At 71.9% G+C, this 24978-nt stretch carries 19 protein-coding genes, 1 pseudogene and 1 riboswitch; of the genes and pseudogenes, 8 read left to right on the top strand and 12 right to left on the bottom strand.

Annotated elements, in window-relative coordinates; genetic code table 11:
• Nucleotides 1–48: 48 nt before the first annotated feature.
• From ABT116_RS03555 to sepH, 3 genes are all read left to right on the top strand, one after another.
• The gene (locus ABT116_RS03555; protein ID WP_351627198.1) at nucleotides 49–1287 is read left to right on the top strand and encodes an MFS transporter; all 1239 of its coding nucleotides are present in this window, start codon (nucleotides 49–51) and stop codon (nucleotides 1285–1287) included.
• A complete protein-coding gene (locus ABT116_RS03550; RefSeq protein ID WP_351627196.1) occupies nucleotides 1247–2566 on the top strand; it encodes a D-arabinono-1,4-lactone oxidase in 1320 nt (439 codons plus the stop codon). Before ABT116_RS03555 ends, ABT116_RS03550 begins: the two co-directional genes overlap by 41 nt.
• 709 nt (nucleotides 2567–3275) lie before the next feature.
• The gene (gene sepH, locus ABT116_RS03545; RefSeq protein ID WP_351627194.1) at nucleotides 3276–4313 is read left to right on the top strand and encodes a septation protein SepH; all 1038 of its coding nucleotides are present in this window, start codon (nucleotides 3276–3278) and stop codon (nucleotides 4311–4313) included.
• 82 nt (nucleotides 4314–4395) lie between these two features.
• On the opposite strand, the gene ABT116_RS03540 is transcribed toward sepH, so the two are convergent.
• Entirely contained in the window at nucleotides 4396–5247 is an 852-nt protein-coding gene (locus tag ABT116_RS03540) for a sulfurtransferase (RefSeq protein ID WP_351627191.1), read from the bottom strand.
• 249 nt (nucleotides 5248–5496) lie between these two features.
• Between ABT116_RS03540 and ABT116_RS03535 the strand changes: the two genes are divergently transcribed.
• Complete coding sequence (locus ABT116_RS03535) at nucleotides 5497–6300, top strand: VOC family protein (RefSeq protein WP_351627189.1); 804 nt, start codon at nucleotides 5497–5499, stop codon at nucleotides 6298–6300.
• Nucleotides 6301–6320: 20 nt separating this feature from the next.
• Here ABT116_RS03535 and ABT116_RS03530 read toward each other — a convergent pair whose 3' ends face one another.
• Genes ABT116_RS03530 through ABT116_RS03515 form a run of 4 tightly spaced genes read right to left on the bottom strand, consistent with a single transcriptional unit; the run spans nucleotide 6321 to nucleotide 11687 of the window.
• Nucleotides 6321–6971: a thymidine kinase gene (locus tag ABT116_RS03530; protein WP_351627187.1), complete on the bottom strand. Its 651-nt coding sequence runs from the start codon at nucleotides 6969–6971 to the stop codon at nucleotides 6321–6323.
• Between the two features lie 58 nt (nucleotides 6972–7029).
• Complete coding sequence (locus ABT116_RS03525) at nucleotides 7030–8226, bottom strand: alkaline phosphatase family protein (protein WP_351627184.1); 1197 nt, start codon at nucleotides 8224–8226, stop codon at nucleotides 7030–7032.
• Nucleotides 8226–8813, bottom strand: a complete 588-nt coding sequence (locus tag ABT116_RS03520; RefSeq protein ID WP_351627182.1) for a DUF5998 family protein — start codon at nucleotides 8811–8813, stop codon at nucleotides 8226–8228. The genes ABT116_RS03525 and ABT116_RS03520 overlap by 1 nt, the downstream gene beginning before the upstream one ends.
• Before the next feature lie 51 nt (nucleotides 8814–8864).
• Nucleotides 8865–11687, bottom strand: coding sequence for a bifunctional acetate--CoA ligase family protein/GNAT family N-acetyltransferase (locus ABT116_RS03515; protein ID WP_351627179.1), 2823 nt, complete (start codon nucleotides 11685–11687; stop codon nucleotides 8865–8867).
• A gap of 179 nt (nucleotides 11688–11866) precedes the next feature.
• Between ABT116_RS03515 and ABT116_RS03510 the strand changes: the two genes are divergently transcribed.
• Nucleotides 11867–12148 (top strand): HPr family phosphocarrier protein, encoded by a 282-nt coding sequence (locus ABT116_RS03510; RefSeq protein ID WP_003993478.1) that lies wholly within the window; start codon nucleotides 11867–11869, stop codon nucleotides 12146–12148.
• A gap of 158 nt (nucleotides 12149–12306) precedes the next feature.
• On the opposite strand, the gene ABT116_RS03505 is transcribed toward ABT116_RS03510, so the two are convergent.
• The 4 genes from ABT116_RS03505 to ABT116_RS03490 form a co-directional block, all read right to left on the bottom strand.
• A complete protein-coding gene (locus ABT116_RS03505; RefSeq protein WP_351627176.1) occupies nucleotides 12307–13002 on the bottom strand; it encodes a GntR family transcriptional regulator in 696 nt (231 codons plus the stop codon).
• Between the two features lie 188 nt (nucleotides 13003–13190).
• Nucleotides 13191–13979: a M23 family metallopeptidase gene (locus ABT116_RS03500; protein ID WP_351627174.1), complete on the bottom strand. Its 789-nt coding sequence runs from the start codon at nucleotides 13977–13979 to the stop codon at nucleotides 13191–13193.
• A 12-nt stretch (nucleotides 13980–13991) separates the two neighbouring features.
• Nucleotides 13992–14156, bottom strand: a riboswitch (cyclic di-AMP (ydaO/yuaA leader).
• A gap of 192 nt (nucleotides 14157–14348) precedes the next feature.
• Nucleotides 14349–15737, bottom strand: coding sequence for a M16 family metallopeptidase (locus tag ABT116_RS03495; protein WP_351627171.1), 1389 nt, complete (start codon nucleotides 15735–15737; stop codon nucleotides 14349–14351).
• Entirely contained in the window at nucleotides 15734–17077 is a 1344-nt protein-coding gene (locus ABT116_RS03490; protein WP_234388017.1) for a M16 family metallopeptidase, read from the bottom strand. Before ABT116_RS03490 ends, ABT116_RS03495 begins: the two co-directional genes overlap by 4 nt.
• Nucleotides 17078–17423: 346 nt before the next feature.
• Here ABT116_RS03490 and ABT116_RS03485 point away from each other — a divergent pair, with 346 nt between their 5' ends.
• A complete protein-coding gene (locus tag ABT116_RS03485; protein ID WP_351627168.1) occupies nucleotides 17424–19880 on the top strand; it encodes a DNA gyrase/topoisomerase IV subunit A in 2457 nt (818 codons plus the stop codon).
• Here ABT116_RS03485 and ABT116_RS03480 read toward each other — a convergent pair.
• A complete protein-coding gene (locus ABT116_RS03480; RefSeq protein ID WP_351627166.1) occupies nucleotides 19877–20941 on the bottom strand; it encodes a CobW family GTP-binding protein in 1065 nt (354 codons plus the stop codon). The two genes, ABT116_RS03485 and ABT116_RS03480, sit on opposite strands and share 4 nt — an antisense overlap.
• 200 nt (nucleotides 20942–21141) lie before the next feature.
• A complete protein-coding gene (locus tag ABT116_RS03475) occupies nucleotides 21142–22302 on the bottom strand; it encodes a citrate synthase (protein WP_351627163.1) in 1161 nt (386 codons plus the stop codon).
• Between the two features lie 111 nt (nucleotides 22303–22413).
• Here ABT116_RS03475 and ABT116_RS03470 point away from each other — a divergent pair, with 111 nt between their 5' ends.
• Nucleotides 22414–23673 (top strand): citrate synthase, encoded by a 1260-nt coding sequence (locus ABT116_RS03470; protein WP_351627160.1) that lies wholly within the window; start codon nucleotides 22414–22416, stop codon nucleotides 23671–23673.
• Nucleotides 23674–23726: 53 nt separating this feature from the next.
• On the top strand, nucleotides 23727–24671 hold the full coding sequence (locus ABT116_RS03465; protein ID WP_351627158.1) for a ferredoxin family protein: 945 nt from the start codon (nucleotides 23727–23729) through the stop codon (nucleotides 24669–24671).
• A gap of 165 nt (nucleotides 24672–24836) precedes the next feature.
• On the opposite strand, the pseudogene ABT116_RS03460 reads toward ABT116_RS03465, so the two are convergent.
• Nucleotides 24837–24978, bottom strand: a pseudogene (locus ABT116_RS03460) (IS5/IS1182 family transposase); the annotation flags it as partial.

Here is a 24978-nt window from a genome sequence, read left to right as displayed (position 1 = left end):
AGCTGTGTCGACTGCGTTCGCAGCTTACTGAGCCCTTCGGAGACCCCGTTGCCCAGCCCCTACCGCGCCCTGTTCGCAGCCCCAGGCTCCAAGGGTTTCTCCGCTGCGGGCTTCCTCGGCCGGATGCCGCTGTCGATGATGGGCATCGGCGTGGTCACGATGATCTCGCAGCTCACCGGGCGATACGGGCTGGCCGGTGGCCTGTCGGCGACCATCGCGCTGGCCGCCGCGGTGGCCGGGCCGCAGGTCTCCCGGCTCGTGGACCAGTACGGGCAGCGGCGGGTGCTGCGTCCGGCCACGCTGATCTCGCTCACGGCGGCGGCCGTCCTGCTGTTCGCCGCGCACTACGGGTGGCCGGACTGGGTGCTGTTCGCGGCCTGCGCGGGCATCGGCTGCGTACCGAGCGTCGGTGCGATGGTCCGGGCCCGCTGGGCGGCGCTGTATCGCGGCACGCCGCAGCTGCACACCGCGTACTCCCTCGAGTCCGTGGTGGACGAGGTGTGCTTCGTCTTCGGGCCGATCATCTCCATCGGTCTGTCCACGGCCTGGTTCCCCGAGGCCGGCCCGCTGCTCGCCGCCTGCTTCCTGGCCGTCGGCGTGTTCTGGCTGACCGCGCAGCGCGCCACCGAGCCCGAGCCGCACCCGCGGGAGCGCAAGGGCGGCGGCAGCGCGCTGCGCGCGCCGGGACTTCAGGTCCTGGTGGCCACCTTCGTCGCCACCGGCGCGATCTTCGGTGCGGTCGACGTGGTCACGGTGGCCTTCGCCGACGAGGAGGGCCACAAGGCCGCGGCGAGCGTCGTCCTCGCCCTGTACGCGGGGGGTTCCTGTGTCGCGGGCATGGTCTTCGGGCTGCTGCACTTCGCCGGGGCGCCGGAACGTCGGTGGCTGCTGGGCGTATGTGCCATGGCCGTGAGTATGATCCCCCTCCTACTGGTCGGAAACTTGCCGTTTCTGGCCGTGGCGCTGTTCGTTGCGGGTCTGTCCATCGCTCCGACGATGATCACGACGATGTCCCTCATCGAAGAGCACGTATCACGCGCGCAGCTCACCGAAGGCATGACCTGGGTGAGCACCGGGCTCGCGGTGGGGGTCGCACTCGGCTCCTCCGCGGCCGGCTGGGTGATCGACGCGGCCGGGGCGCGTGCGGGGTACGGGGTTCCGGCGGTGGCCGGGGCCGTCGCGGTCGCGGTGGGTTTCCTCGGGTTCCGCCGGCTCAAGCGACCGGCACCGGGTCGGGGAGGCTCCGTTGAGCAGCACAGCGAACGGAAAGAACGGCACGTGGCGTAACTGGGGCGGCAACGTCTCGGCACGTCCCGCGCGAGAGGTCACCCCTGCCTCCGTCGACGAGCTGGCCGCCGCGGTGCGGCGGGCCGCCGAGGACGGTCTGAAGGTGAAGGCGGTCGGCGCCGGGCACTCCTTCACGTCCATAGCCGCGACGGACGGTGTGTTGATCCGTCCTGAACTGTTGACCGGCATCCGCAGCATTGATCGCGAGAACATGACGGTCACGGTGGAGGCCGGCACCCCGCTCAAGAGGCTCAATGTGGCCCTGGCGCGTGAGGGCCTGTCGCTCACGAACATGGGCGACATCATGGAGCAGACGGTAGCCGGGGCCACCAGCACCGGCACGCACGGCACGGGCCGCGACTCCGGCTCGATAGCCGCCCAGATCAAGGGCCTGGAGCTGGTCACCGCCGACGGTTCCGTCCTCACCTGCTCCGAGAAGGAGAACCCGGAGGTCTTCGCCGCCGCCCGCATCGGCCTCGGCGCCCTGGGCCTCGTCACCGCGATCACCTTCGCCGTCGAGCCGGTCTTCCTGCTCACGGCCCGCGAGGAACCGATGCCGTTCGACAAGGTCCTCTCCGACTTCGAGGAACTCTGGGCCGAGAACGAGCACTTCGAGTTCTACTGGTTCCCGCACACCGGCAGCACCAACACCAAGCGCAACAACCGCAGCGCGGGCCCGGAGAAGCCCGTGCCGCAGCTCAAGAGCTGGATCGAGGACGAGTTCCTCTCCAACGGGGTTTTCCAGGTGGCCAACTGGGTCGGCCGCGCGGTGCCCGCCACGATCCCCGCGATCGCCCAGATCTCCAGCAAGGCGTTGTCCGCGCGGACCTACACGGACATCCCGTACAAGGTCTTCACGTCCCCGCGCCGGGTGCGCTTCGTGGAGATGGAGTACGCCGTTCCGCGCGCGGCCGTCGTCGAGACGCTGCGCGAGCTGAAGACGATGGTCGACCGCTCGGGCCTCCGGGTGAGCTTCCCCGTCGAGGTGCGCACCGCCCCCGCCGACGACATCACGCTGTCCACCGCCTCCGGCCGGGACAGCGCGTACATCGCCGTCCACATGTTCCGAGGCACGCCGCACCAGCGGTACTTCACGTCCGCCGAGCGCATCTTCACCGCCCACGAGGGCCGTCCGCACTGGGGCAAGATCCACACCCGGGACGCCGAGTACTTCTCCCGGGTGTATCCGCGGTTCGGCGAGTTCACGGCGCTGCGGGATCGTCTCGATCCCGACCGGCTGTTCCAGAACGACTACTTGCGGAGAGTTCTGGGGGCGTAGGGGCGCACTGGGGTGGCGCTCCGCGCGCCCTCGCTCCCCGTCATGCTCGGAGTCGGGGCCGGACTCGGGGTCGCGCCACCGCCGCCGCCGAGGCCGCGTCCCCGTGTCGGCTCGCATGCTGATTCCGGCCATCGTCACACCCAGGACGACGGCCGCCGCGAGCACCGGCCGCTTCCGGCGCCCGGCCGGCGCGCGGTCACCGCGCCGGCCGTGAACTCGCCCGGCCGAGAGAAGGGTTCTCCGCGGGCCGGCCCTCTGCCGGGCGGTTGCCGCCCACTGCAGGGGGCGACCACGCGCCTCGGCTCAAGCCCTTGGTTCCGATTCTGGTGATTACGTGAAGTACCCCACGTTCAAGATCGTGAGACGGGGGCAGGAGAGGCCAAGTCCCACCCCTTGCAACAAGTTGGGCGGCGCGCCAATCCACGCACGTGGCCCGAATGGAGTACTGTTGCGAGCCCTGGGTCCGGTCTCCCGTCAGGGTGTACAGGGCCTTTAAGGACCGCCGGGAGGGGGCTAGTTGCACAGGGTGACAGAGTTCGTCACTTAGCGTTGCGAATAGGTAACCGTGCCATAACGGCGATCCAGGGCCCGCGCCCGACACGCCGGGCAACTCGGCAAGGTTGTGGCAGGCTGCACCCGGGCAGGCCACACTCGACTAGCGGAAGCAGCGACGCACGTGACGTCGGCAGGCACCACCCGGGAGGTCCCCATGCCCGAACTGCGTGTCGTGGCCGTCTCGAATGACGGCACACGGCTGGTGCTGAAGGCTGCCGACTCTACGGAGTACACGCTTCCGATCGACGAACGCCTGCGCGCTGCCGTGCGCGGCGACCGTCCCCGTCTCGGCCAGATCGAGATCGAGGTCGAGAGCCACCTCCGCCCCCGCGACATCCAGGCGCGTATACGTGCCGGCGCGACCGCGGAAGAGGTCGCGCAGATGGCCGGTATCCCCGTCGACCGGGTGCGCCGCTTCGAGGGTCCCGTGCTCGCCGAGCGCGCCTTCATGGCCGAGCGGGCCCGCAAGACCCCGGTCCGCCGCCCCGGCGAGAACTCCGGCCCGCCCCTCGGCGAGGCCGTGCAGGAGCGGCTGCTGCTGCGCGGCGCCGACAAGGACACCGTCCAGTGGGACTCGTGGCGTCGCGACGACGGCACGTGGGAGGTCCTGCTGGTCTACCGCGTCGCGGGCGAACCGCACTCGGCGAGCTGGACGTACGACCCGCCCCGGCGGCTCGTCCAGGCCGTCGACGACGAGGCGCGCTCCCTGATCGGTGAGTCCGACGACCTGTCCGCACCCGAGCCCAGCTTCCCGTTCGTCCCCCGGATCGCCCGGCTGCCGCGCGACAGACCGCTGGACCGCCCCGAGCGCGAGCGGCCCAGTCTGCCCGCGCAGGCGTCCGAGCCGATCGAGGAGACCACGGGCGAGAGAGACTCGCTGACCAGCCTGCTCGAGGCGGTGCCGAGCTTCCGCGGCGACCTGGTCGTTCCGGAACTCCCCCCGGCGGAGCCCGAGGAGGAGCCCGTCGTCGTCGCCGAGGTCGAGGAGGAGGAGCCTCCGGCTCCCGCTGCGTCGGCCGGTTCCGCCTACGCGGATGTCCTCATGCCGCGAAGCGTGGGCAGCCACCGCGACCGGCTCATCGGTGCCACCGACCGCCAGGCCGAAGCGGACGGCGTACGCCCCGGCCGCAGGGCGGCCGTCCCGAGCTGGGACGAGATCGTGTTCGGCACGCGGCGCAAGAAGCAGGAATAGCCGGGCCGGCTCGCGAACGACCGAGTCATACCAAGGAAAAGGGGGCCGCGCCGTCCGGGCGCGGCCCCTTCTTCATGTCAGATCACTGCGGGTCCGGACCGACGGCGACCGGCCGGTCCGGGTCCGAGGACCACTCCGACCAGGACCCTACGTACAGCTCGGCCGGAATGCCGGCGGCCGCCAGGGCCAGGACGTGGTGGGCGGCGGAGACCCCCGAACCGCAGTACACGCCGACCCTCGAACCCTCGGTCACACCAAGCCCCTTGAACCGCTCCCGCAACTCCCCGGCGGGAAGGAAACACCCGTCGGCCCCCACGTTCTCCGTGGTGGGCGCCGACACCGCGCCCGGGATGTGCCCGGCCACCGGGTCGATCGGCTCCACCTCACCGCGATACCGCTCCCCCGCCCGCGCGTCCAGCAGCACTCCGGACCGTGCCAGCTCCGCGGCGGCATCCGCGTCGAGCAGCCCCGTCGCCCCCGGCTCGGGCAGGAAGTCACCCTCCTCCGGCGCCGGCACGGACTGCTCCAGCGGGCCTTCCCAGGACGGCAACCCGCCGTCGAGGACTCGCACGTCCGGGTGACCCGTCCAGCGCAGCAGCCACCACGCCCGGGCCGCCGCCCACCCCTGGCCGCCGTCGTAGACGACCACCGGTGTTCCGGCCGAGACGCCGGCCCGGCGCATCGCGGCTCCGAAGCGTGCGAGGTCGGGCAGGGGGTGCCGGCCGCCCTCGCCCGGCGCGGAGGCCAACTCCCGGTCCAGGTCGACGTAGACGGCTCCGGGCAGGTGCCCTGCCTCGTACGCGGCCCGGCCGTCGAACGGCGGCTCGCCGGCCGCCTTGGCCGCGGTGAGCTGCCAGCGGACGTCAAGCAGGACCGGCGGGCGGGCGCCCGTGAGAATCCTGGCGAGGTCGGATGCGGAGATGATGGCGTTCATGGTCCCCATCCTCGCGCACGGGGGTGGCCGAGCCGTCCGTGTCCGGCTACTCTGCTCGGCCGGAGCGGGGCGATCACGCGGCGTGCGGGAACAGGCACATGCTGTACAGCTGAGCGACACCCGCCGACAAGCGCGCCGTGAGCACGGGTGCCCGCACATCGGGCATTCTCCCGGACACGGGAGGCCCACAGGGCCGCCCCACCAGGCTGCGGAGAGCACGGCCACCGCGAGGCCGAGAAGAGAGTGACGATGACCGACGCACGGGGGTCCGCCGGGCCGAACAGCGACACACCCGCTCGGCACGCGCCCGGCGCGCCCTGCTGGGTGAGCCTGATGGTGCACGGCCCGGACGCGACCGAGGAGTTCTACGGAGCGCTGTTCGGCTGGGAGTTCCAGCCGGGCCCGCAGCAGCTCGGGCCCTATGTGCGCGCGCTGCTCGACGGGCGCGAGGTGGCCGGGATCGGACGGCTGCCGCCGGACCGCCACCTGCCCATCGCATGGACGCCCTACTTCGCCTCTCAAAACGTGGATCTGACGGCCGAGACGGTGCGCAGCCGCGGCGGCACGATCGGAGTGGGCCCGCTCGACGCATCCGACGCCGGACGCCTGGCCATCGGCTCCGACCCCTCCGGCGCGGTCTTCGGCATCTGGCAGGCCGCCGCCCACCTCGGCACCGCCGTCGCGGACGTCCCCGGCACACCCGCCTGGAACGAACTGCTGACCTTCGAGTCGGCCGGCATCGCCAAGTTCTACCGCACGGTGTTCGGCTACGAGGAGGAGCCGGTGGTCTCCGCCGACTTCGACTACGTGACGCTGCAGCTGGGCGGCAGGCCCGTCGCCGGCATCCACGGCCTCGGGCGCGCCCTGCCCCGCGACCGGGGGCCGCACTGGGTCACGTACTTCCAGGTGGCCGACGTCGACGACGCCCTGGACCACCTGGTCCACCTCGGTGGGCAGGTCCTCAAGCCGGTGCACGACACCGCCCACGGGCGGGTGGCGCACGTGTCGGACCCGGAAGGGGCGCGGTTCGCGCTGTTGCAACGCCCGAGCTGACGTGGGCGAGTTGCCGCGGGTCAGGCGGACGTCACCGGCAGCACGTCCGGGGACAGGGCCGCCGCGCGGGACGTGGCAGCGGTCATCCGGCGGCGGTGGTGACGCCGGCACAGGACCTCGTAGCCGACCTCGTCTGCGGAGTGGGTGACGTCACCGACGACCACCTGGGCGCCCTCGACGACCATCACCCCGCCTATCGTGCGGGCGTTGTGCGTGGCGCGGGCTCCGCACCAGCACAGGGCCTCGACCTGGAGCACCTCGACCCGGTCGGCCAGTTCCACCAGCCGCTGCGAGCCGGGGAACAGCTTGGAGCGGAAGTCCGTCGTGATGCCGAAGGCGTAGACGTCGAGGCTCAGGTCGTCGACCACGCGCGCGAGTTGGTCGATCTGCTCCGGCGCGAGGAACTGCGCCTCGTCGGCGATCACGTAGTCCGCGCGGCCGCCCTGCGAGAGATGGTCGACGAGGTAGCCGTAGAGGTCCTGCCCGTCGCCGACCTCCACCGCGTCCGTCACCAGGCCGAGGCGCGAGGACAGCTTGCCCTCGCCGGCGCGGTCGTCGCGCGAGAAGATCATGCCCTGCAGACCGCGCGCCGAGCGGTTGTGCTCGATCTGGAGAGCCAGCGTCGACTTCCCGCAGTCCATCGTTCCGCAGAAGAACACCAGCTCGGGCATGTGGAGTTGAGCACCTTTCGGCGTGGGAGGACAGGGTGGGGCTCGGGGTGGGGCTGTTTCAGGAGCGTACTTCGAGCAGGGGGACCAGCTGCTCGGCGGGGGTCATCGAACCGTGGTTGCCGACCATCGCCGACTCCTTCGGCTCCCGCTCGGAGGCGATGAGCAGGACGTCGTCCCGCGCCGCCGCGACCACGTCGCCGATCCTGCCGTACACCCGTTCGTCGATCCGCGGGCCGAACCAGCCCGCGGCGATGGCCTCGTCGCGCGAGGCCACCCAGAACTGCTCGCCGAGCACCTCGCGCCAGCAGGTCAGGACGTCGTTGGCCGCGCCGGGCACCGCGTAGACGTGACGGGCACGGCCCTCGCCGCCGAGCAGGGCGACACCGGCGCTCAGCTCCCAGTCCTCGTCGAAGTCGATGCGGTGCTGCTCGTCGAAGGGCACGTCGATCATGCCGTGGTCGGCGGTGACGTAGAGCGCGCTGCGCGGCGGCAGTTGCTCGGCCAGTCGCTGGACGAGGCGGTCGGCGTACATGAGCTGGCCGCGCCAGGTGTCGGAGTCGACGCCGTAACGGTGGCCGGCGCCGTCGACCTCGGCGAAGTACGTGTACACCAGGGAACGGTCGCCCGCGGCCAGTTGCTCGGCCGCCAGGTCCATGCGGTCCTCGCCGGACAGCCGCCCGAGGAACGTTCCTCCACTGAGCGCGACCTTGGTCAGCGGGGTGTTCTCGAAGGTCGGGGACGACACCTGCGCGGCGTGCACCCCGGCCGCGTGCGCCAGCTGGAAGACCGTGGGGTACGGCTGCCAGGGGCCGGGCGGGGCCCACGGCTGCCAGCGCAGCTGGTTCATCAGCTCGCCGGTGTCCGGGTTGCGGACGGTGTAGCCGGGCAGGCCGTGCGCGCCCGGGGGCAGGCCGGTACCGACGGAGGCGAGGGAGGTCGCGGTGGTCGCCGGGTAGCCGGCGGTGAGCGGACGCCCGGTACCGCCGCGGGAGGTGGCGAGCAGGGACGTCATGAAGGGGGCGTCCTCGGGGTGCGCCCTCAGCTGCTCCCATCCGAGACCGTCGATCAGGAACACGCAGTTGCGGTCGGCAGGGGTCAGCTCTGCGATCGAGGCGCTCATGTCCGGTACGCCCAGGCCGGCGGCCAGGGTGGGCAGGAGGTCGGCGAGTGATCCGCTGCCGTACTCGGGGGCCGGTGCGGAGGCGACGGTGAGCGGTTCGGGGTGCTGGTCCCAGGCCGTGTCGAGCTGTGTCATCAGCGGGTCGTGTCCGCGGTCGCCTCGGAGAGGGCCTGCGCGAAGGCGAGCGCCTCCCGCACGGTGTCCGGTCCGTCCCCGGCCTCGCTGACGCGCAGGCTGAGGTCGTCCGCCGTCGAGTTGCCGGTGTAGCCGTGGTCCGCCTCGCAGTTGGGGTCGCCGCAGGCGGCCGGCTCCAGGTCGATGCGCGAGACGGCGCCCCAGCCGATGGTGAGGACCACTTCGCGGGGCAGGGTTCCCGGCTTGTACGACTCGGGGTTGGCGACCACGCGGCTGACGACGACCGACGAGATGCGGCCGATCTTCACGGATTCCGTCGACGTCGTGGCGTACGGCGTCGGGGAGGTGCTGTCGGCGGCCTGCTCGTCGGTGTGGCTGACGATGAAGCGGGTGTCCGTGAGGACGAGCACCGTCACGTGCCGCCGTACCTCGTTCTGGTCGAACGTCGTCTCCTGGTGGACCAGGTACGACCGCATGGGCTCGCCGCCCACGGCGGCCTCCACCGCCTCGGCCACGAGGGCCGGGTAGTAGCCGCTGCGCTCGATAGCCGCCCGCAGCCCCTGGGTCGTCGTACTGGTCTTGGCCATGACGCCCATCCTACGGGGGACCACTGACTGCGAGGGACCGCTCGCCCCCGGTCAGTACGCGGGGAGCGTGCGCGGGCCGAGGTCGTCGCGGACGGGAGGGGGCGCGAGACGGACCGAGGCGCCGAGAACGCTCAGGCCGTGCGAGGCGACGACGACCGGCTCCAGGGTGACCGCGACGACCTCGGGGTGGTCGTCGACCAGCCGGGACACCCGCAGCAGCAGCTCCTCCAGGGCCCGGGTGTCGGCCGGTGCGGAGCCGCGCCAGCCGAACAGCAGCGGGGCGGTGCGGATCGAGCGCACCAGTGAGGTCGCCTCACGGTCGGTGACCGGGATGAGCCGGTGCGCGGTGTCCCCGAGCAGTTGCGAGGCGGCTCCGGCGAGCCCGAAGGAGAGCACGGCTCCGGCCGCCGGGTCGATGACGGCCCGTACGACGACGTCCACACCGCGCGGCGCCATCCGCTGCACCACCGGCCGCAGCTCCTCCGGCGTACCGAACAGCTCGGTCAACTCGGCGTACGACCGGCGCAGTTGGTCCTCGTCCGCGAGGTCGAGGCGGACGCCGCCCAGGTCGGCGCGGTGCCGCAGGTGCGGGGCGGTGGCCTTGAGGGCGACGGGATAGCCGAGGGTGCCGGCGGCTTCGGCGGCGGCGTCGGGGGTCGGGGCGGGCAGGGCCCTGTGGACCCGGACGCCGTAGTGGCCGAGGAGGTCGCAGGTCTCGTCCGTGCCGAGTGTGAGCCCCTGCCCGCGCGCGAGCAGGCCGCCGATCAGTGCCGCTGCGCCCCTTTGGTCGATGTCGTCGTACTCGGGCACCTTGCCGGGGTCGGCGGCGTCGCGCCGCCACTGCGCGTAGGTGACGGCCTGACCGAGGGCGCGGACGGCCCGCTCCGCGGCGGGGTAGGCGGGGATGAGGTGGGCGTCTTCGGGGGCCCCGGCGGCGGGAGGCTGCGCCGCGGCGGGCGTCGGACTGGGATCTTTTTGCGGTGGATTGTCCGACCCGGCCTGCGGTGCCGTGCTCGCCGCCGCCGACAGGGCCTGCGCCAGGCCGCCGAGCTCCACATGGACCACCAGGACCGGCTTGGCCGGAGCCGCTGCCGATGCCGAGCGCAGGGCCTGCGCGAGAGCGGCGTCACCGACCGAGCCCTCCCCCACCGCCGGTATGGCGGTGACGACGACGGCGTCGCACCGGTCGTCGGCCAGCGCGCGGGACAGGGCCGCGTGGAAGTCGGCCGCGGACGCCGCCGTGGTCAGGTCCTGCGGAGGGTGCGGCCGCAGACCCTCGGCGAGGCACGCGTCGTAGGTGAGCAGGCCGAGCGACTCGGAGTTGCCGAGGATCGCCACCCTGGGCCCGGCGGGAAGGGGCTGGCGGTCGAGCAGCAGGCCCGCGTCCACCAGCTCGGTGATGGTGTCGACGCGGATGACGCCGGCCTGCCTCAGCAGCGCCGACACGGTCGCGTGCGGGAGCCGGGTCGCCCGTACGGCGTGCCCCTGGGGGGCTGCGCCGTGCCGCGCGCCCTGGACGACGACCAGGGGCTTGGCCGCGGCGGTCCGGCGGGCCAGGCGGGTGAACTTGCGGGGGTTGCCGATGGACTCCAGGTACATCAGGACGACGTCGGTGTCGGGGTCCTCGTACCAGTACTGCAGGACATCGTTGCCGGAGACGTCGGCGCGGTTGCCGGAGGAGACGAAGGTGGAGACGCCGGTCACGCCTGTGACACCGCCGCCGCGCCGGTGCAGCCGGGACAGCAGGGCGATGCCGATGGCGCCGGACTGGGCGAACAGGCCGATCCGGCCGGGGCGCGGCACCTCGGGGGCGAGGGAGGCGTTGAGCCGTACCCGTGGGGAGGTGTTGATGATGCCGAAGGCGTTCGGGCCGATGATCCGCATGCCGTACGTGCGCGCGTGCCGCACGAGGGCGCGCTGGCGTTCGCGCCCCTCGGGGCCGCTCTCGGCGTACCCGGCGGAGACCACGACCAGCCCCTGCACGCCGTGTTCGCCGCACTCGGTGACGACCTCGGGGACGTGCTCAGCCGGGACGGCGACGACCACGAGGTCGACCGGGCCGTCGATGTCCCGCACCGAGCGGCGGGCGGGCACCCCGTCGAGTTCCTTCTGATCCTCGGGGAGAGCCTTGTTCACGGCGTAGAGGCGGCCGGTGTACCCGGCGTCGCGGATGTTGCCGAGGACGCTGCGGCCCACGCCGCCGGGTGTGCGGCCGGCGCCGATGACGGCGACCGAGCCGGGGGCGAGCAGCCGCTGCACCGACCGTGCCTCGGCGCGGTGTTCGCGGGCGTACTGCACGGCCAGGGAGCGGTCGGTGGGTTCGAGGTCGAACTCCAGACGGACGACACCGTCCTCGAAGCTGCGCTTCTGGGTGTAGCCGGCGTCCGTGAACACCTTGATCATCTTGTTGTTGGCGGGCAGCACCTCGGCGGCGAAGCGGCGGATGCCGCGCTCGCGGGCGACGGCACCGATGTGTTCGAGCAGGGCGGAGGCGACCCCGCGGCCCTGGTGGGCGTCCTGCACGAGGAAGGCGACCTCGGCCTCGTCGGCGGGTGCGGACGCGGGCGTTCCGTCCGCGCCGATCCGGTCGTAGCGTACGGTGGCGATGAACTCGCCGCCGACCGTGGCCGCGAGTCCCACCCGGTCCACAAAGTCGTGGTGCGTGAAGCGGTGGACGTCCTTGGCGGACAGGCGAGGGTACGGCGCGAAGAAGCGGTAGTACTTCGACTCGTCGGAGACCTGCTCGTAGAAGCTGACCAGGCGATCGGCGTCATCAACGGTGATGGGCCGGATGCGCGCGGTACCCCCGTCGCGCAGCACCACGTCGGCTTCCCAGTGGGCGGGATACTCATGCCGGTCCGGCGAGGTCTGCATGGGCCCCAGAGTACGGCTAGCGCCTGACAACGGCGCGAGGCAGTCTGTGGAGGGCGTCAGTCGGGTCGAGGCCGCGATCCGACGGCACCCCCGGAGTGGAACGCGAGGACCGCTCCGCGCGGGCTTCACGATATGGGAAACTGGTCTAGACAACCCTGAACACCGAAGGGCAGCAACACATGGCTGAGCGCCGCGTCAACGTCGGCTGGGCCGAGGGCCTCCACGCCCGCCCCGCCTCCATCTTCGTCCGAGCCGCCACGGCCGCAGGCGTCCCGGTGACGATCGCCAAGGCTGACGGCAACCCCGTCAACGCGGCCTCGATGCTGGCCGTCCTGGGCCTCGGCGCCCAGGGGGGCGAGGAGATCGTCCTCGCCTCCGACGCCGAGGGCGCGGACGCCGCCCTCGACCGGCTGGCGAAGCTGGTCTCCGAGGGTCTCGAGGAACTGCCCGAGACCGTCTGATTTCCCGGGCGCCCGATGCGGCGCACAGCGAAGGGCTCGTCCGAATTCACCGGGCGGGCCCTTCGCTATTCCCGGCCCACACGGAGCAGGAATTCCCGTGTCCGGGCAGCGGAAATAAGCCCCCGAGAATTCACCTCTATTTGTATACGGCTGCCGTGTTAATGCCGCAGGCTCGCCGTGTTTACGGGATGTTGCGAGTTCCTCACACGGTCGGCGCGTTCCTCGGCGGAGCCGAGGCGCAGGCGGTGCGCGCCGGTCGCGCGCTCGGTGTGCAGCGCCGTGACCGCCCGCGCGCGCTCGCCGTCCCCGCGCGCCACCGCGTCCACGATCGCGCCGTGCTCCGTCCAGGACTCCACCGGGCTGAGCGGCGCCTCCACGGCGTACATCCATGTGATCTTGTGGCGGAGCTGGGTGAGCATCGAGGTCAGGGCGGGGCTGCCGGAGGCCTGGGCGAGCGTCTCGTGGAACCAGGCGCCCAGGGAGCGCAGGTCGTCGCTGTTGCCACGACGGGCCCGGTCCTGGCCCAGCCGGACCAGGCCGCGCAGGACCTTCAGGTGCGCCTCGGTGCGGCGCTGGGCGGCGCGGGCCGCACCTAGCGGCTCCAGGAGCATCCGCATCTCCAGCAGGTCACCGGCCTCCTGCTCGGTGGGTTCGGCCACGCACGCGCCCGCGTGCCGGCGGGTCACCACGAAGCCCTCGGCCTCCAGCGTGCGCAGCGCCTCCCGGACGGGCACCCGCGAGACGCCGTAGCGGCGGGCGAGGAGTTCCTCGGTGAGCCGGCTGCCGCGTGCGTGGACACCCGCGACGATGTCGTCCCGGATGGCCGTGCACACCGAGTGCGCGGGAATACGCATGACCGACCTCCGCTTAATCCCCGTGAAACGCCGACGAGCGGCGCGCTTTCCGTGACTCTATTGCAATGAGCGGGAATTTCCGACGGCAGGCGGGAATCCGGGGATATTTTTTGGACAGCGGGCACCCGGAAACGCCGAAAGCCCCGGCTCGGGGAGCCGGGGCCTGGGAGACGGCGGAGTGGTTCCGGTCAGACGCCGACGCCGTGCGAGCGGAGGTAGGCGACCGGGTCGATGTCCGAGCCGTACTCGGGGCTCGTACGGGCCTCGAAGTGCAGGTGCGGGCCGGTGACGTTGCCGGTCGCGCCGGACAGGCCGATCTGCTGGCCGGGGGTGACCTGCTGGCCCACCGAGACGCCGATGGAGGACAGGTGGCCGTACTGGGTGTACGTCCCGTCGTTCATCTTGATCACGATCTGGTTGCCGTAGGAGCCGCCCCAGCCGGCCTCGACGACGGTGCCCGCGCCGACCGCGTGGACGGAGGTGCCGGTGGCGGCGTGGAAGTCGACACCGGTGTGGCTGCCGGAGGACCACAGGCCGCTGCTGGCCTTGTAGCCGGTGGAGACGTACGAGCCGGAGATCGGGGCCACGTAGGCGTTGAGGCGCTTGCGCTCGGCCTCGCGGGCGGCGCGCTCCTTGACCTCGCGGGCCTTCTCGGCCGCTGCCTTGGCCTTCTCGGCCACCTCGGCGGCGCGCTTGCGGGCGGCCTCCTCGGCCTTCTGCTTGGCGGCGGCCTCGTCGGCGGCCTGCTGCTGCGCGACGGCCTGGGCGTCGATCTGCTGGGCCACGGTGTCACCCATGGTGACGACCGGGGTGAGGCCGGTCTGCTCGGCGCTGGGCTCGGCGGCGAAGGCCGCGGGGGCCGCCACGGTGCCGATCACGCCGGTGGTGGCGAGGGCCGCGACACCCGCCGCGCGGGCGGTGCGGCGCTGGATCCTGCTGGGACGACGGTGCTTCCCGGTGGCGCGAGTGAACGCCATGTGGTGGCTGGTCCTTTCCTTCCCTCTCGCCTACCGGGTTAGCTGACGGGTTCGGAGCAGGAAGGTCTCCTACGGACTCCCTCGCGGCACGCGCGGGCGTCCGATTCACCCCAGGGACTGCGGTGGGTCCCCGGCTCCCCTGGCTCGCGCCGTACGGGGACTCGGCGATGACTGTCCGGTGCCGCGGGTGCGGCGCACTGCCTGACGAACAGCCCGGACGACGCTAAGCGGCGCCACTTTCAATTCCCAAACGAATCCCGGTGTTTGTAGCGCATCCCACAGGGCAGACAGGCAACTCCCATCCCAATTCGGGCATAAAGGGGCCCTGGTGCCTTCGAAGACATCCAGGGCCCCTGAGCGCGCGTGCCGCTACTCGGCGGCGACGACGGTGACTTCGCCGACGCCGAGCGCCTCGACAGGCGCCTTGATCTGCGCCGCGTCACCGACGAGGACGGTCACCAGCCGGTCCACCGGGAAGGCGCTGACGGCCGCCGCGGTGGCCTCCACGGTGCCGGTCGTGGCGAGCTGCCGGTACAGCGTGGCCTGGTAGTCGTCGGACAGATGCTGCTCGACCTGGTCGGCCAGCGTGCTCGCGACGGCCGCTGCCGTCTCGTACTTCAGCGGCGCGACGCCGACCAGGTTCTGCACGGCGACGTCCCGCTCGGCGTCGGTCAGCCCCTCGGCGGCGAGGGTGCGCAGCACCGTCCAGAGGTCCTCCAGCGCGGGGCCGGTGTTGGGCGTGTCCACGGAGCCGCTGATGGCGAGCATCGCCGCACCCGTGCCGTCGGGGGCGGACCTGAGGACCTGGCCGAACGCCCGTACGCCGTAGGTGTAGCCCTTCTCCTCCCGCAGGACGCGGTCCAGGCGGGAGGTGAGGGTGCCGCCGAGGCAGTAGGTGCCGAGCACCTGCGCGGGCCACACGCGGTCGTGCCGGTCCGGGCCGATCCGGCCGATCAGCAGCTGCGTCTGGACGGCGCCCGGGCGGTCCACGATGACGACCCGGCCGGTGTCGTCGGCGGTCACCGGCGGCACGGGCCGCGGCTCGGCCGGGGAGCCGGTCCAGGCGCCCAGCGTGTCCCCGAGCAGGGCGTCGAGGTCGATGCCGGTGAGGTCCCCGACGACCACGGCGGTGGCCGTGGCGGGGCGGACGTGCTTCTCGTAGAAGGCGCGTACGGCCGCCGAGTCGATGGCGGCGACGGTCTCCTCGGTGCCCTGCCGCGGCCGCGACATGCGCGAGTCCGCCGGGAACAGCTGCCGGGACAGTTCCTTGGCGGCCCGGCGCGAGGGGTTGGCGAGCTCGTGCGGGATCTCGTCGAGACGGTTGGCGACCAGCCGCTCGACCTCGCTGTCGGCGAACGCGGGGGCCCTCAGGGCGTCGGCGACCAGGCCCAGTCCCTTGGCGAGCCGGGAGGCCGGCACCTCCAGGCTGAGCCGGACACCGGGGTGGTCGGCGTGCGCGTCGAGGGTGGCGCCGGCGCGCTCCAGCTCGGCGGCGAAATCCTCGGCGGAGTGCTTGTCGGTGCCCTCGGAGAAGGCCCGGGCCATGATCGTGGCCACGCCGTCGAGGCCGGCGGGCTCGGCGTCCAGCGGGGCGTCGAGCAGCACCTCCACGGCGACGACCTGCTGGCCGGGGCGGTGGCAGCGCAGCACCGTGAGGCCGTTGCCGAGCGAGCCGCGCTCGGGGGCCGGGAAGGCCCACGGCTTGGCGTCGCCCGCCTGCGGCCGGGGGTGGAAGTCCATCGTGGCGAGCTCGGTCACCGGGCCGCCTCCTCGTTCTCGTCCTGGTCGGCGGGGGCTTCGGGGGCGGTCGGCTCGTAGACGAGCACCGCGCGGTTGTCGGGCCGCAGGCGGGCCTTGGCGACCTCCTGGACCTCCTCCGGGGTGATCTCCAGCACGCGCTGGACCGCGGTCAGGGCGAGCTGCGGGTCGCCGAACAGCACGGCGTACCGGCACAGTTCGTCGGCGCGGCCCGCGACCGTGCCGAGCCGGTCCAGCCATTCGCGCTCCAACTGGGCCTGGGCGCGTTCCATCTCCTCGGCCGTGGGGCCCTCCTCGGCGAACCGGGCGAGCTCCTCGTCGATGGCGGTCTCGATGACCGGAACCTCCACGTCACCGGACGTCTTCACGTCCAGCCACCCCAAGGAGGGCGCCCCGGCGAGCCGCAGCAGGCCGAAGCCGGCCGCCACGGCCGTACGGTCGCGGCGCACGAGCCGGTTGTACAGGCGGGAGGACTCGCCGCCGCCGAGGACGGTGAGGGCCAGGTCGGCCGCGTCGCACGCGCGCGTGCCGTCGTGCGGCAGCCGGTAGGCGGCCATCAGGGCACGGGCCGGGACCTCCTCCTCGACGACCTCGCGCAGCTGCTCGCCGATCGTCTCCGGCAGCGAGCCGTCGCGCGGGGCGGGCTTGCCGTCGTGGCCGGGGATGGAGCCGAAGTACTTCTCGACCCAGGCGAGGGTCTGCTCCGGGTCGATGTCGCCCACCACGGAGAGCACGGCGTTGTTCGGCGCGTAGTAGGTGCGGAAGAACGCGCGCGCGTCCTCCAGGGTCGCCGCGTCCAGGTCGGCCATCGAGCCGATCGGGGTGTGGTGGTAGGGGTGGCCCTCCGGGTAGGCGAGGGCGGTCAGCTTCTCGAAGGCGGTGCCGTAGGGCACGTTGTCGTAGCGCTGGCGGCGCTCGTTCTTGACGACGTCGCGCTGGTTCTCCATCGACTCGTCGTCGAGCGCGGCCAGCAGCGAGCCCATGCGGTCGGCCTCCAGCCAGAGCGCGAGCTCCAGCTCGTGGGCGGGCATGGTCTCGAAGTAGTTGGTCCGCTCGAAGCTGGTCGTGCCGTTCAGCGAGCCGCCCGCGCCCTGGACGAGCTCGAAATGACCGTTGCCCTTGACCTGCGCGGAACCCTGGAACATCAGGTGCTCGAAAAGGTGAGCCAGGCCGGTACGCCCCTTGACTTCGTGGCGTGAGCCGACGTCGTACCAGAGGCACACCGCCGCGACCGGGGTCAGGTGGTCCTCGGAGAGCACCACGCGCAGGCCGTTGGCCAGGCGGTGCTCGGTCGCTGTCAGGCCCCCGGAGCCTGCCTGGGCTGTGGCCGTGTGACCCATGGGCATGTACGTCCCTTCGCTCGCGGAGCGGTTGTTCAGACCGCGGATTCCTGCCGGTCCTGCCACTGTATGCAAGCGTGCGGAGCCCTGGTGAAGTTCCCGGCGGCGACCTGGGCCCGAGAGCGCGGGATGCGGCCCGGACCTGGGTCCTGGTCCCGGTTGTCAGTGCGGCGGTCCACAATGGTCGGCGTCAGATCCGGATCGCAGCAGCATGAGCGAGCCGCAGGGGCGGTCGGTGACGAGAGGGCGAGCGCGCGCAGGCCCGAAGGGCTGAGTACGGTCGGTGTCTCGTCAGCGCATGAACGCCTTGTAGGCGAGCGACCAGTAACAGGAGGAGCCGGCAGCGATGGCCCGCCGCAGCACGAAGACCCCGCCGCCCGACGACTCGTACGAGGAGCGGATCCTCGACATCGACGTCGTCGACGAGATGCAGGGCTCCTTCCTCGAGTACGCGTACTCGGTCATCTACTCCCGCGCCCTGCCGGACGCACGCGACGGCCTCAAGCCGGTGCACCGCCGCATCGTCTACCAGATGAGCGAGATGGGCCTGCGTCCCGAGCGCGGGTACGTCAAGTGCGCCCGGGTCGTCGGCGAGGTGATGGGCAAGCTGCACCCGCACGGCGACGCGTCGATCTACGACGCCCTCGTGCGCATGGCCCAGCCCTTCTCGATGCGGGTCCCCCTGGTCGACGGCCACGGCAACTTCGGTTCCCTGGGCAACGACGACCCGCCGGCCGCCATGCGGTACACCGAGTGCCGGATGGCCGAGGCCACGAGCCTGATGACGGAGTCCATCGACGAGGACACCGTCGACTTCAACCCCAACTACGACGGCCAGGAGCAGGAGCCGGTGGCCCTGCCCGCCGCCTTCCCGAACCTCCTGGTCAACGGCGCCTCGGGCATCGCGGTCGGCATGGCCACGAACATGGCGCCGCACAACCTGCGCGAGGTCATCGCCGCCGCCCGCCACCTGATCCGGTACCCCAACGCGGATCTCGACGCCCTGATGAAGCACGTCCCGGGCCCCGACCTGCCCACGGGCGGCCGCATCGTCGGCCTGTCCGGCATCCGGGACGCGTACGAGTCCGGCCGCGGCACCTTCAAGATCCGGGCGACGGTGTCGGTGGAGCCCGTGACGGCCCGCCGCAAGGGCCTCGTCGTCACGGAGCTGCCCTTCACGGTCGGCCCCGAGAAGGTCATCGCCAAGATCAAGGACCTGGTCGGTTCGAAGAAGATCCAGGGCATCGCCGACGTCAAGGACCTCACCGACCGCGCGCACGGCCTGCGCCTGGTCATCGAGATCAAGAACGGCTTCGTGCCGGAGGCGGTCCTGGAGCAGCTCTACAAGCTGACGCCGATGGAGGAGTCCTTCGGCATCAACAACGTGGCTCTGGTCGACGGCCAGCCGCTCACGCTGGGTCTGAAGGAGCTCCTGGAGGTCTATCTCGACCACCGCTTCAACGTCGTACGGCGGCGCTCGGAGTTCCGCCGCGGCAAGAAGCGCGACCGGCTGCACCTCGTCGAGGGTCTGCTGACGGCCCTGCTGGACATCGACGAGGTCATCCGCCTGATCCGCTCCAGCGAGAACTCCGCGCAGGCCAAGCAGCGCCTCATGGAGCAGTTCTCGCTGAGCGAGGTGCAGACGCAGTACATCCTGGACACGCCGCTGCGCCGTCTGACCAGGTACGACCGCATCGAGCTGGAGACGGAGAAGGACCGGCTCAACGCGGAGATCGAGGAGCTGACCCGGATCCTCGACTCGGACACGGAGCTGCGCAAGCTGGTCTCCTCCGAACTGGCCAACGTCGCCAAGAAGTTCGGCACCGACCGGCGTACGGTCCTGCTGGAGTCGGGCGGTGCCCCGGTGGCGGCCGTGCCGCTGCAGGTGGCCGACGACCCGTGCCGGGTGCTGCTGTCCTCCACGGGTCTGCTGGCCCGCACGGCGAACGGCGAGCCGTTCGCCGAGGACGCCGCCGCCAAGCGCGTGAAGCACGACGTGATCGTCTCGGCGGTGCCGGCCACCGCCCGCGGCGAGGTGGGCGTGGTCACCTCGGCGGGCAGGCTGTTGCGGCTGAACGTGATCGACCTGCCCCAGCTTCCGGAGTCGCTGACGGCCCCGAACCTCGCGGGGGGAGCGCCGCTGGCGGAGTTCGTCTCCCTGGAGGACGACGAGACAGTGGTCTGCCTGACCACGCTCGACGAGTCGTCGCCGGGCCTGGCGCTCGGGACGGCGCAGGGCGTCGTCAAGCGCGTGGTGCCGGACTATCCGGCCAACAAGGAAGAGCTCGAGGTGATCAGCCTCAAGGAGGGCGATCGGATCGTCGGCGCGATCGAGCTGCGCACCGGTGAGGAGGACCTGGTCTTCGTCACCGACGACGCGCAGCTGCTGCGCTTCCAGGCGTCCCAGGTCCGCCCGCAGGGCCGCCCGGCCGGCGGTGTGGCGGGCATCAAGCTCGCCGAGGGCGCGAAGGTCATCTCGTTCACGGCGGTGGACCCGGCCGTGGACGCCGTCGTCTTCACCGTCGCGGGCTCGCGGGGCACACTGGACGACTCCGTCCAGACGACGGCCAAGCTGACCCCGTTCGACCAGTACCCGCGCAAGGGCCGCGCCACCGGCGGTGTCCGCTGTCAGCGGTTCCTGAAGGGCGAGGACTGCCTGTCCCTGGCCTGGGCGGGCCCCGTCCCGGCCCTGGCGGCGCAGAAGAACGGCACTCCGGCCGAGCTCCCGGAGATCGACCCGCGCCGGGACGGTTCCGGGGTGTCCCTGGCCAAGACGGTCGCGGTGGTGGCCGGGCCGGTCTAGGCCGGGTCCGCGAGATCCGCCTCGGGATCGCGCACGTACCGCAGGACGCCCCACATGCCGTGCTCGTCGGCGTGTGGGGCCTCGCTCCTGCACGCCTCCAGCTCCTTGCCGAGGGCGGGGGCGTCGATCCCGGAGCCGATGAGGACCAGCTGGGTGAGGCGTTCGCCACCGGCCGGCCACGGCTCCGGGTAGAAGCGCAGGAACCGCCCGACGGCGTGGACGGCGTAACGGTTGCGGACGTCGTGCGGCCCGAAGTCGATGTAGCCCTTGATCCGGTACAGCCCCTCGGGCCGACTGTCGAGGAACGTCATCAGCCGGCGGGGGTCGAGGGGCTCCTGGGAGACGAACGCCAGACTGTCGTACGCGGCGTGCAGATGGCCGGCGTGGCCGGCGTCGTCCCCGCCGTGCTCGTGCAGGTCGTCGAAGGACAGCTGCCCGATGCGCTCCTCGCACGGGCGGCAGTCGAAGAGGAACTCGGGGTCGATCCGGCCATAGGTGGCCGGGACGACGGCGGCGCGGTCGACGAGGGACCGGACCAGTGCGAGGACACCATCGCCGTCCGCGGCCCGGTCGAGCTTGTTGACCACGACGAGGTCGGCCAGCGCGAGATGCCGGTCGATCCCGGGATGCCTGGCCCGGGTGTCGTCGAACTCGGCGGCGTCGACGACCTCGACGAGCCCGCCGTAGACGACTCCCGGATGCTCGCTGGCCAGCAGCATCCGCACGAGCTCCTGCGGCTCGGCGAGGCCGCTGGCCTCGATGACGATGACGTCGATGCCGACGGAGGGCTCCGCGAGCCGCTCGAGGTACCGGTCCAGTTCGCTCGCGTCGACGGCGCAGCACAGACAGCCGTTGCCGAGGGAGACCGTCGAGTCGCCGAGCGCTCCCGCGACCGCCATCGCGTCGATCTCGATCGCCCCGAAGTCGTTGACGAGGGCGCCGATTCGGCTGCCGCCGCTGCGGTGCAGGAGGTGATTGAGCAGGGTGGTCTTCCCCGAGCCGAGGAATCCGGCCAGGACGACGACCGGGATCTGCTGCGGTTTCGGGCTCGGCTGGCTCACCGTGCGACCTTTCTCGCGCCGACGCGTGCAGCGGCTCGCGTTCCCGGCACACGTGGGGGATGGGGATGCCGCCCCAGAATACGAGCCGCGAGATCAACGCCGAAGTGAACGGGTCGGCAGCGCACCTTCGCGAGGCTCAGGTCGCGGCACCCTCATCCACACGAACGCTCAGGTCGCGGCACCCTCATCGGACACAACGCTCAGGCGGGCACAGGCGCCGGCGCCTCCGGTCCCACGTACCGCGCCACCGGCCTGATGATTTTCGTGTCCTCCGCCTGCTCCAGGATGTTGGCGCTCCAGCCCACCGCCCGCGCGGCGGCGAAGGTCGGGGTGAACATCTCGCGGGGCAGGCCGCAGAGTTCCATGACCACGCCCGCGTAGTACTCGACGTTGGTGTGGAGTTCCCGGCCGGGCTTCAGCTCCGCCAGGATCGCCTCGATGTGACGCTCGACTTCGACGGCGAAGTCCACCCGCGGCCCGCCGAACCCCTGGGCGACCTCGCGCAGCATCCGGGACCGTGGGTCCTCCGTGCGGTAGATCGCGTGCCCGAAGCCCATGATGCGCTCACCGGCGAGCACCCGCTGACGCACCCAGGGATCGATCCGGTCCGGGGTGCCGATCGCGTCCAGGGTGTCCAGCGCGCGGCTGGGCGCACCTCCGTGCAGCGGACCCGACAGCGCGGCCACCGCCCCGGCCAGGCACGCCGCCACGTCCGCGCCCGTCGAGGCGATGACCCGGGCAGTGAACGTTGACGCATTGAATCCGTGATCAATGGTTGAGATCAAGTATTGCTCGATCGCCCGTGCGTGCGGTTCGGCCGGCACCGAACCGGTCAGCATGTAGAGGTAGTTCGCCGCGTAGGACAGGTCCTCGCGCGGCTCCACCGGTTCCAGCCCGTTGCCCAGCCGGTGCAGCGCCGTGAGCAGCGTGGGCACGGCCGCGGCCGCCTCGATCGTGTCCTGCCGGCGCCGGTCGGCGTCGATGTCGTACACGGGGCGGAATCCCTTCGCCGCGCCCAGCAGCGACAGGGCCGTACGCATCCCGGCGAGCGGCCCGGAACGCCCGCCGGCCGCCGCGATGGCGGGCAGTGCCGCTCGCACCTCGTCGGGCAGCCGCCGCAGCGCGGCGGTCTGGGCCGCGAAGGCCGCGCTCTGCCCGGCGTCCGGCAGTTCTGCGTGCACGAGCAGATGCCAGACGTCCTCGAAGCCGCGGGTCCGCGCGAGGTCGACGGCCGAGTACTGCCGGTAGTGGTAGAAGCCCTCCAGACCGCGGACGTCACCGATCCGGGTGTCGGTGACGACGACCCCGGCGAGCCCTCGAGGCGCTTCGAGAAGAGTGGCTGCTGACCTGTTGACGGACATGACTTCCTCCCTGAAATTTGATTCGACTGTCCATGATTGATTCACTGCGTGTCAATATTGATTGAGTCAATGTTCCAGTCAATGGTCCATCAGGCGGATACGGTGACCCCCATGCGCGATCAAGAACCCGCCCCCCATGGCGCGGAACGACGGCTGAGCACCAAGGAGGCCGCCGAGCTGCTCGGCGTGAAGCCGGAGACCGTGTACGCGTACGTGAGCCGCGGCCAGCTCAGCAGCCGACGGGTGAGCGGCGGGCGCGGCAGCACCTTCGACGCCCAGGAGGTCGAGACCCTCGCCCGGCGCAACAAGCGGGAGAGCGCGAGCGGTTCCGGTTCCGGCGGCGAACTGTCCGTACGCACCCGGATCACGCTCATCGAGAGCGACCGCTACTTCTTCCGCGGTGTGGACGCGGTCGACCTGGCCACACGGCACACCTACGAGGAGGTCGCCGAGTGGTTGTGGACGGGCCGTATGCTCCCGGGCCGCACGTTCACCGCGCCCGCCGCCTCCGTCGCCGTCGCCCGCCGGGCCGTCGAAACCCTTCCCGAACACGCCGCTCCCACCGACCTGTTGCGGGTGGCGACGATCGCCGCCGCGACCGCCGACCCGCTGCGGTTCGACCTGTCCGAGGAATCCGTGCTCGGCACCGCGCGCAGTCTCATCCCCACGCTCGTCGACGCGCTGCCTCCCGCGGGGCACCACCGCCTCGACGAAGGCCCCCTGGCCCACCGCCTGTGGAACCGGCTGTCGGCGCGCAAGGACCCCGACGAGGCATCCCTGCGCGCCCTGGACGCCGCCCTCGCCCTCCTCGTCGACCACGACCTGGCCGCCTCCACCCTCGCCGTGCGTGTCGCAGCGTCGGCCCGTGCCCACGCCTACGCGGCGGTCTCCGCCGGGCTGGGGGTGATCGAGGGCCCGCTGCACGGCGCGGCCAGCGGGCTCGCCCACCGGCTGCTGTGGGACGTGCTCGAACAGGGCGACGCGGCGCCCGTGATCGCCGGCGAACTGCGCGCCGGACGCCGTATCCCGGGCCTCGGGCACCGGCTGTACCCCGGTGAGGACCCACGCGCGCGTGCCCTGTTCGCCCTCCTGGAACGGATCCCGCGTGCGGAGCCCGCCCTCCTCGCCGCCCGCGACATCGTGGAGACCGCCGCCCGCCACGCCCCCCTGCACGCCAACGTGGACCTGGCCCTCGCGGTGCTCACCGCGTCCAGCGGCATGGACCCGACCGCGGGCGAGACGATCTTCGCCGTGGCCCGGACGGCGGGCTGGATCGCCCACGCACTGGAGGAGTACGGCGAACGCCCGCTGCGGATGCGGCCGAGCGGTCTCTACGCAGGTCCGAAGCCCCCTCAGCCACTGCCGGAGTAAAGCGGGAGGGGGCCGAAAGCCGCCACGGCCGAAGTCAGGTTAGGCTCACCTCTGTGAGTACGTGCTCTAGCGTCTCCCGGGACTTCGACGAGCCCGTTTCGGGAACCGCGGCCACCGCGAGGACCTGGCTGTTGCTGGAACAGCCCGGTCCGTGGGGTGCCAAGGCGCTCACTTCGAGCCACCTGGACCCCACCCTGGGACGTGCCCTGGAGGCGGCCGCGAAGGACACGGGCGTACGGATCGCGCTCATCCGCCGCCCCGGGCGCCACGCGGACCGTCGCATGCCCGCCACGCGCCGGGTGTACGTGGCGCACGTCGTCCCGGGGAACGTATGGCTGCACAGCGCCTCGACCTCGGATCCCGGGCAGCTGCTCGATCTCGACTTCGCGGCACTCGGCCGGGGCGACCACCGCACGTTCGACGTACTGCTCGGCGGCCGGCCCCACGACGGGGACCCGCTGGCCCTCGTCTGCACCAACGGCAAGCGTGACCGCTGCTGCGCCCTCCTCGGCCGTCCGCTCGCGGCCGAGCTGGCGACGTCCGGCGTCGAGGGCGTCTGGGAGGTCACCCATCTGGGTGGTCACCGCTTCTCCCCCACGGTGCTCGTGCTGCCGTACGGATACGCGTACGGCCGGGCCGAGGCCCACTCCCTCAAGGAGGTCCTGCACGGCGCGCGGGAGGGGCGGATCGTGGTGGAGGGATGCCGGGGCAGCTCGGCCTGGGAGCGGCCCGGTCAGGCTGCCGAGCTCGCCGTGCGCACCAGGACCGGCGAAGACACCGCGGAGGCGCTGAGCATCGTCCGGACGGTCGGTGCGGCACCGCGCTGGGAGGTGACCGTCGCCCACACCGACGGACGCCGCTGGCAGGTCGACGTGGCCCAGGCCGCGGGTCTGCCGCCGCGCCCGGAGAGCTGCGGGGCATCCGTCCTCGGTTCACCCGCGCGAATGGACGTGGTGGCGGTGCGTGAGGTGCGGGTCGCGACGGCACTGGCCGGCTGACACCGGGCTCGCCTTCGGGCTGCTGCGGCCCGCCCGTATGGATGCCACAGTCAAGCATTGACGATGTCCATCAACCCTGGACGCCACCGCTTCGAATCCTGACGCTGCCTCCGCATGCGATGACAAGCGGCTCGCCGACCGGCTCCGCCCGCACATTGAGCTCTTTCAGCGCTGACGCTCCAGGGTGAGGACGGCTGCGGCGATTGACGACAGGCGGTTCGGGCTGCAGCGGGCTCTGCGGAAGATCCGCCAGGACTTCAGCCTTGCGACACCTCGTTCGACTGGTGCTCGTGCTGCTGACAGTGCT

It is taken from the genome of Streptomyces sp. NPDC002130 (assembly GCF_040296465.1).
Taxonomy (GTDB): domain Bacteria; phylum Actinomycetota; class Actinomycetes; order Streptomycetales; family Streptomycetaceae; genus Streptomyces.
Note: the sequence above shows the minus strand (reverse complement) of the source record. Positions and strands in the feature narration are given on the sequence as shown.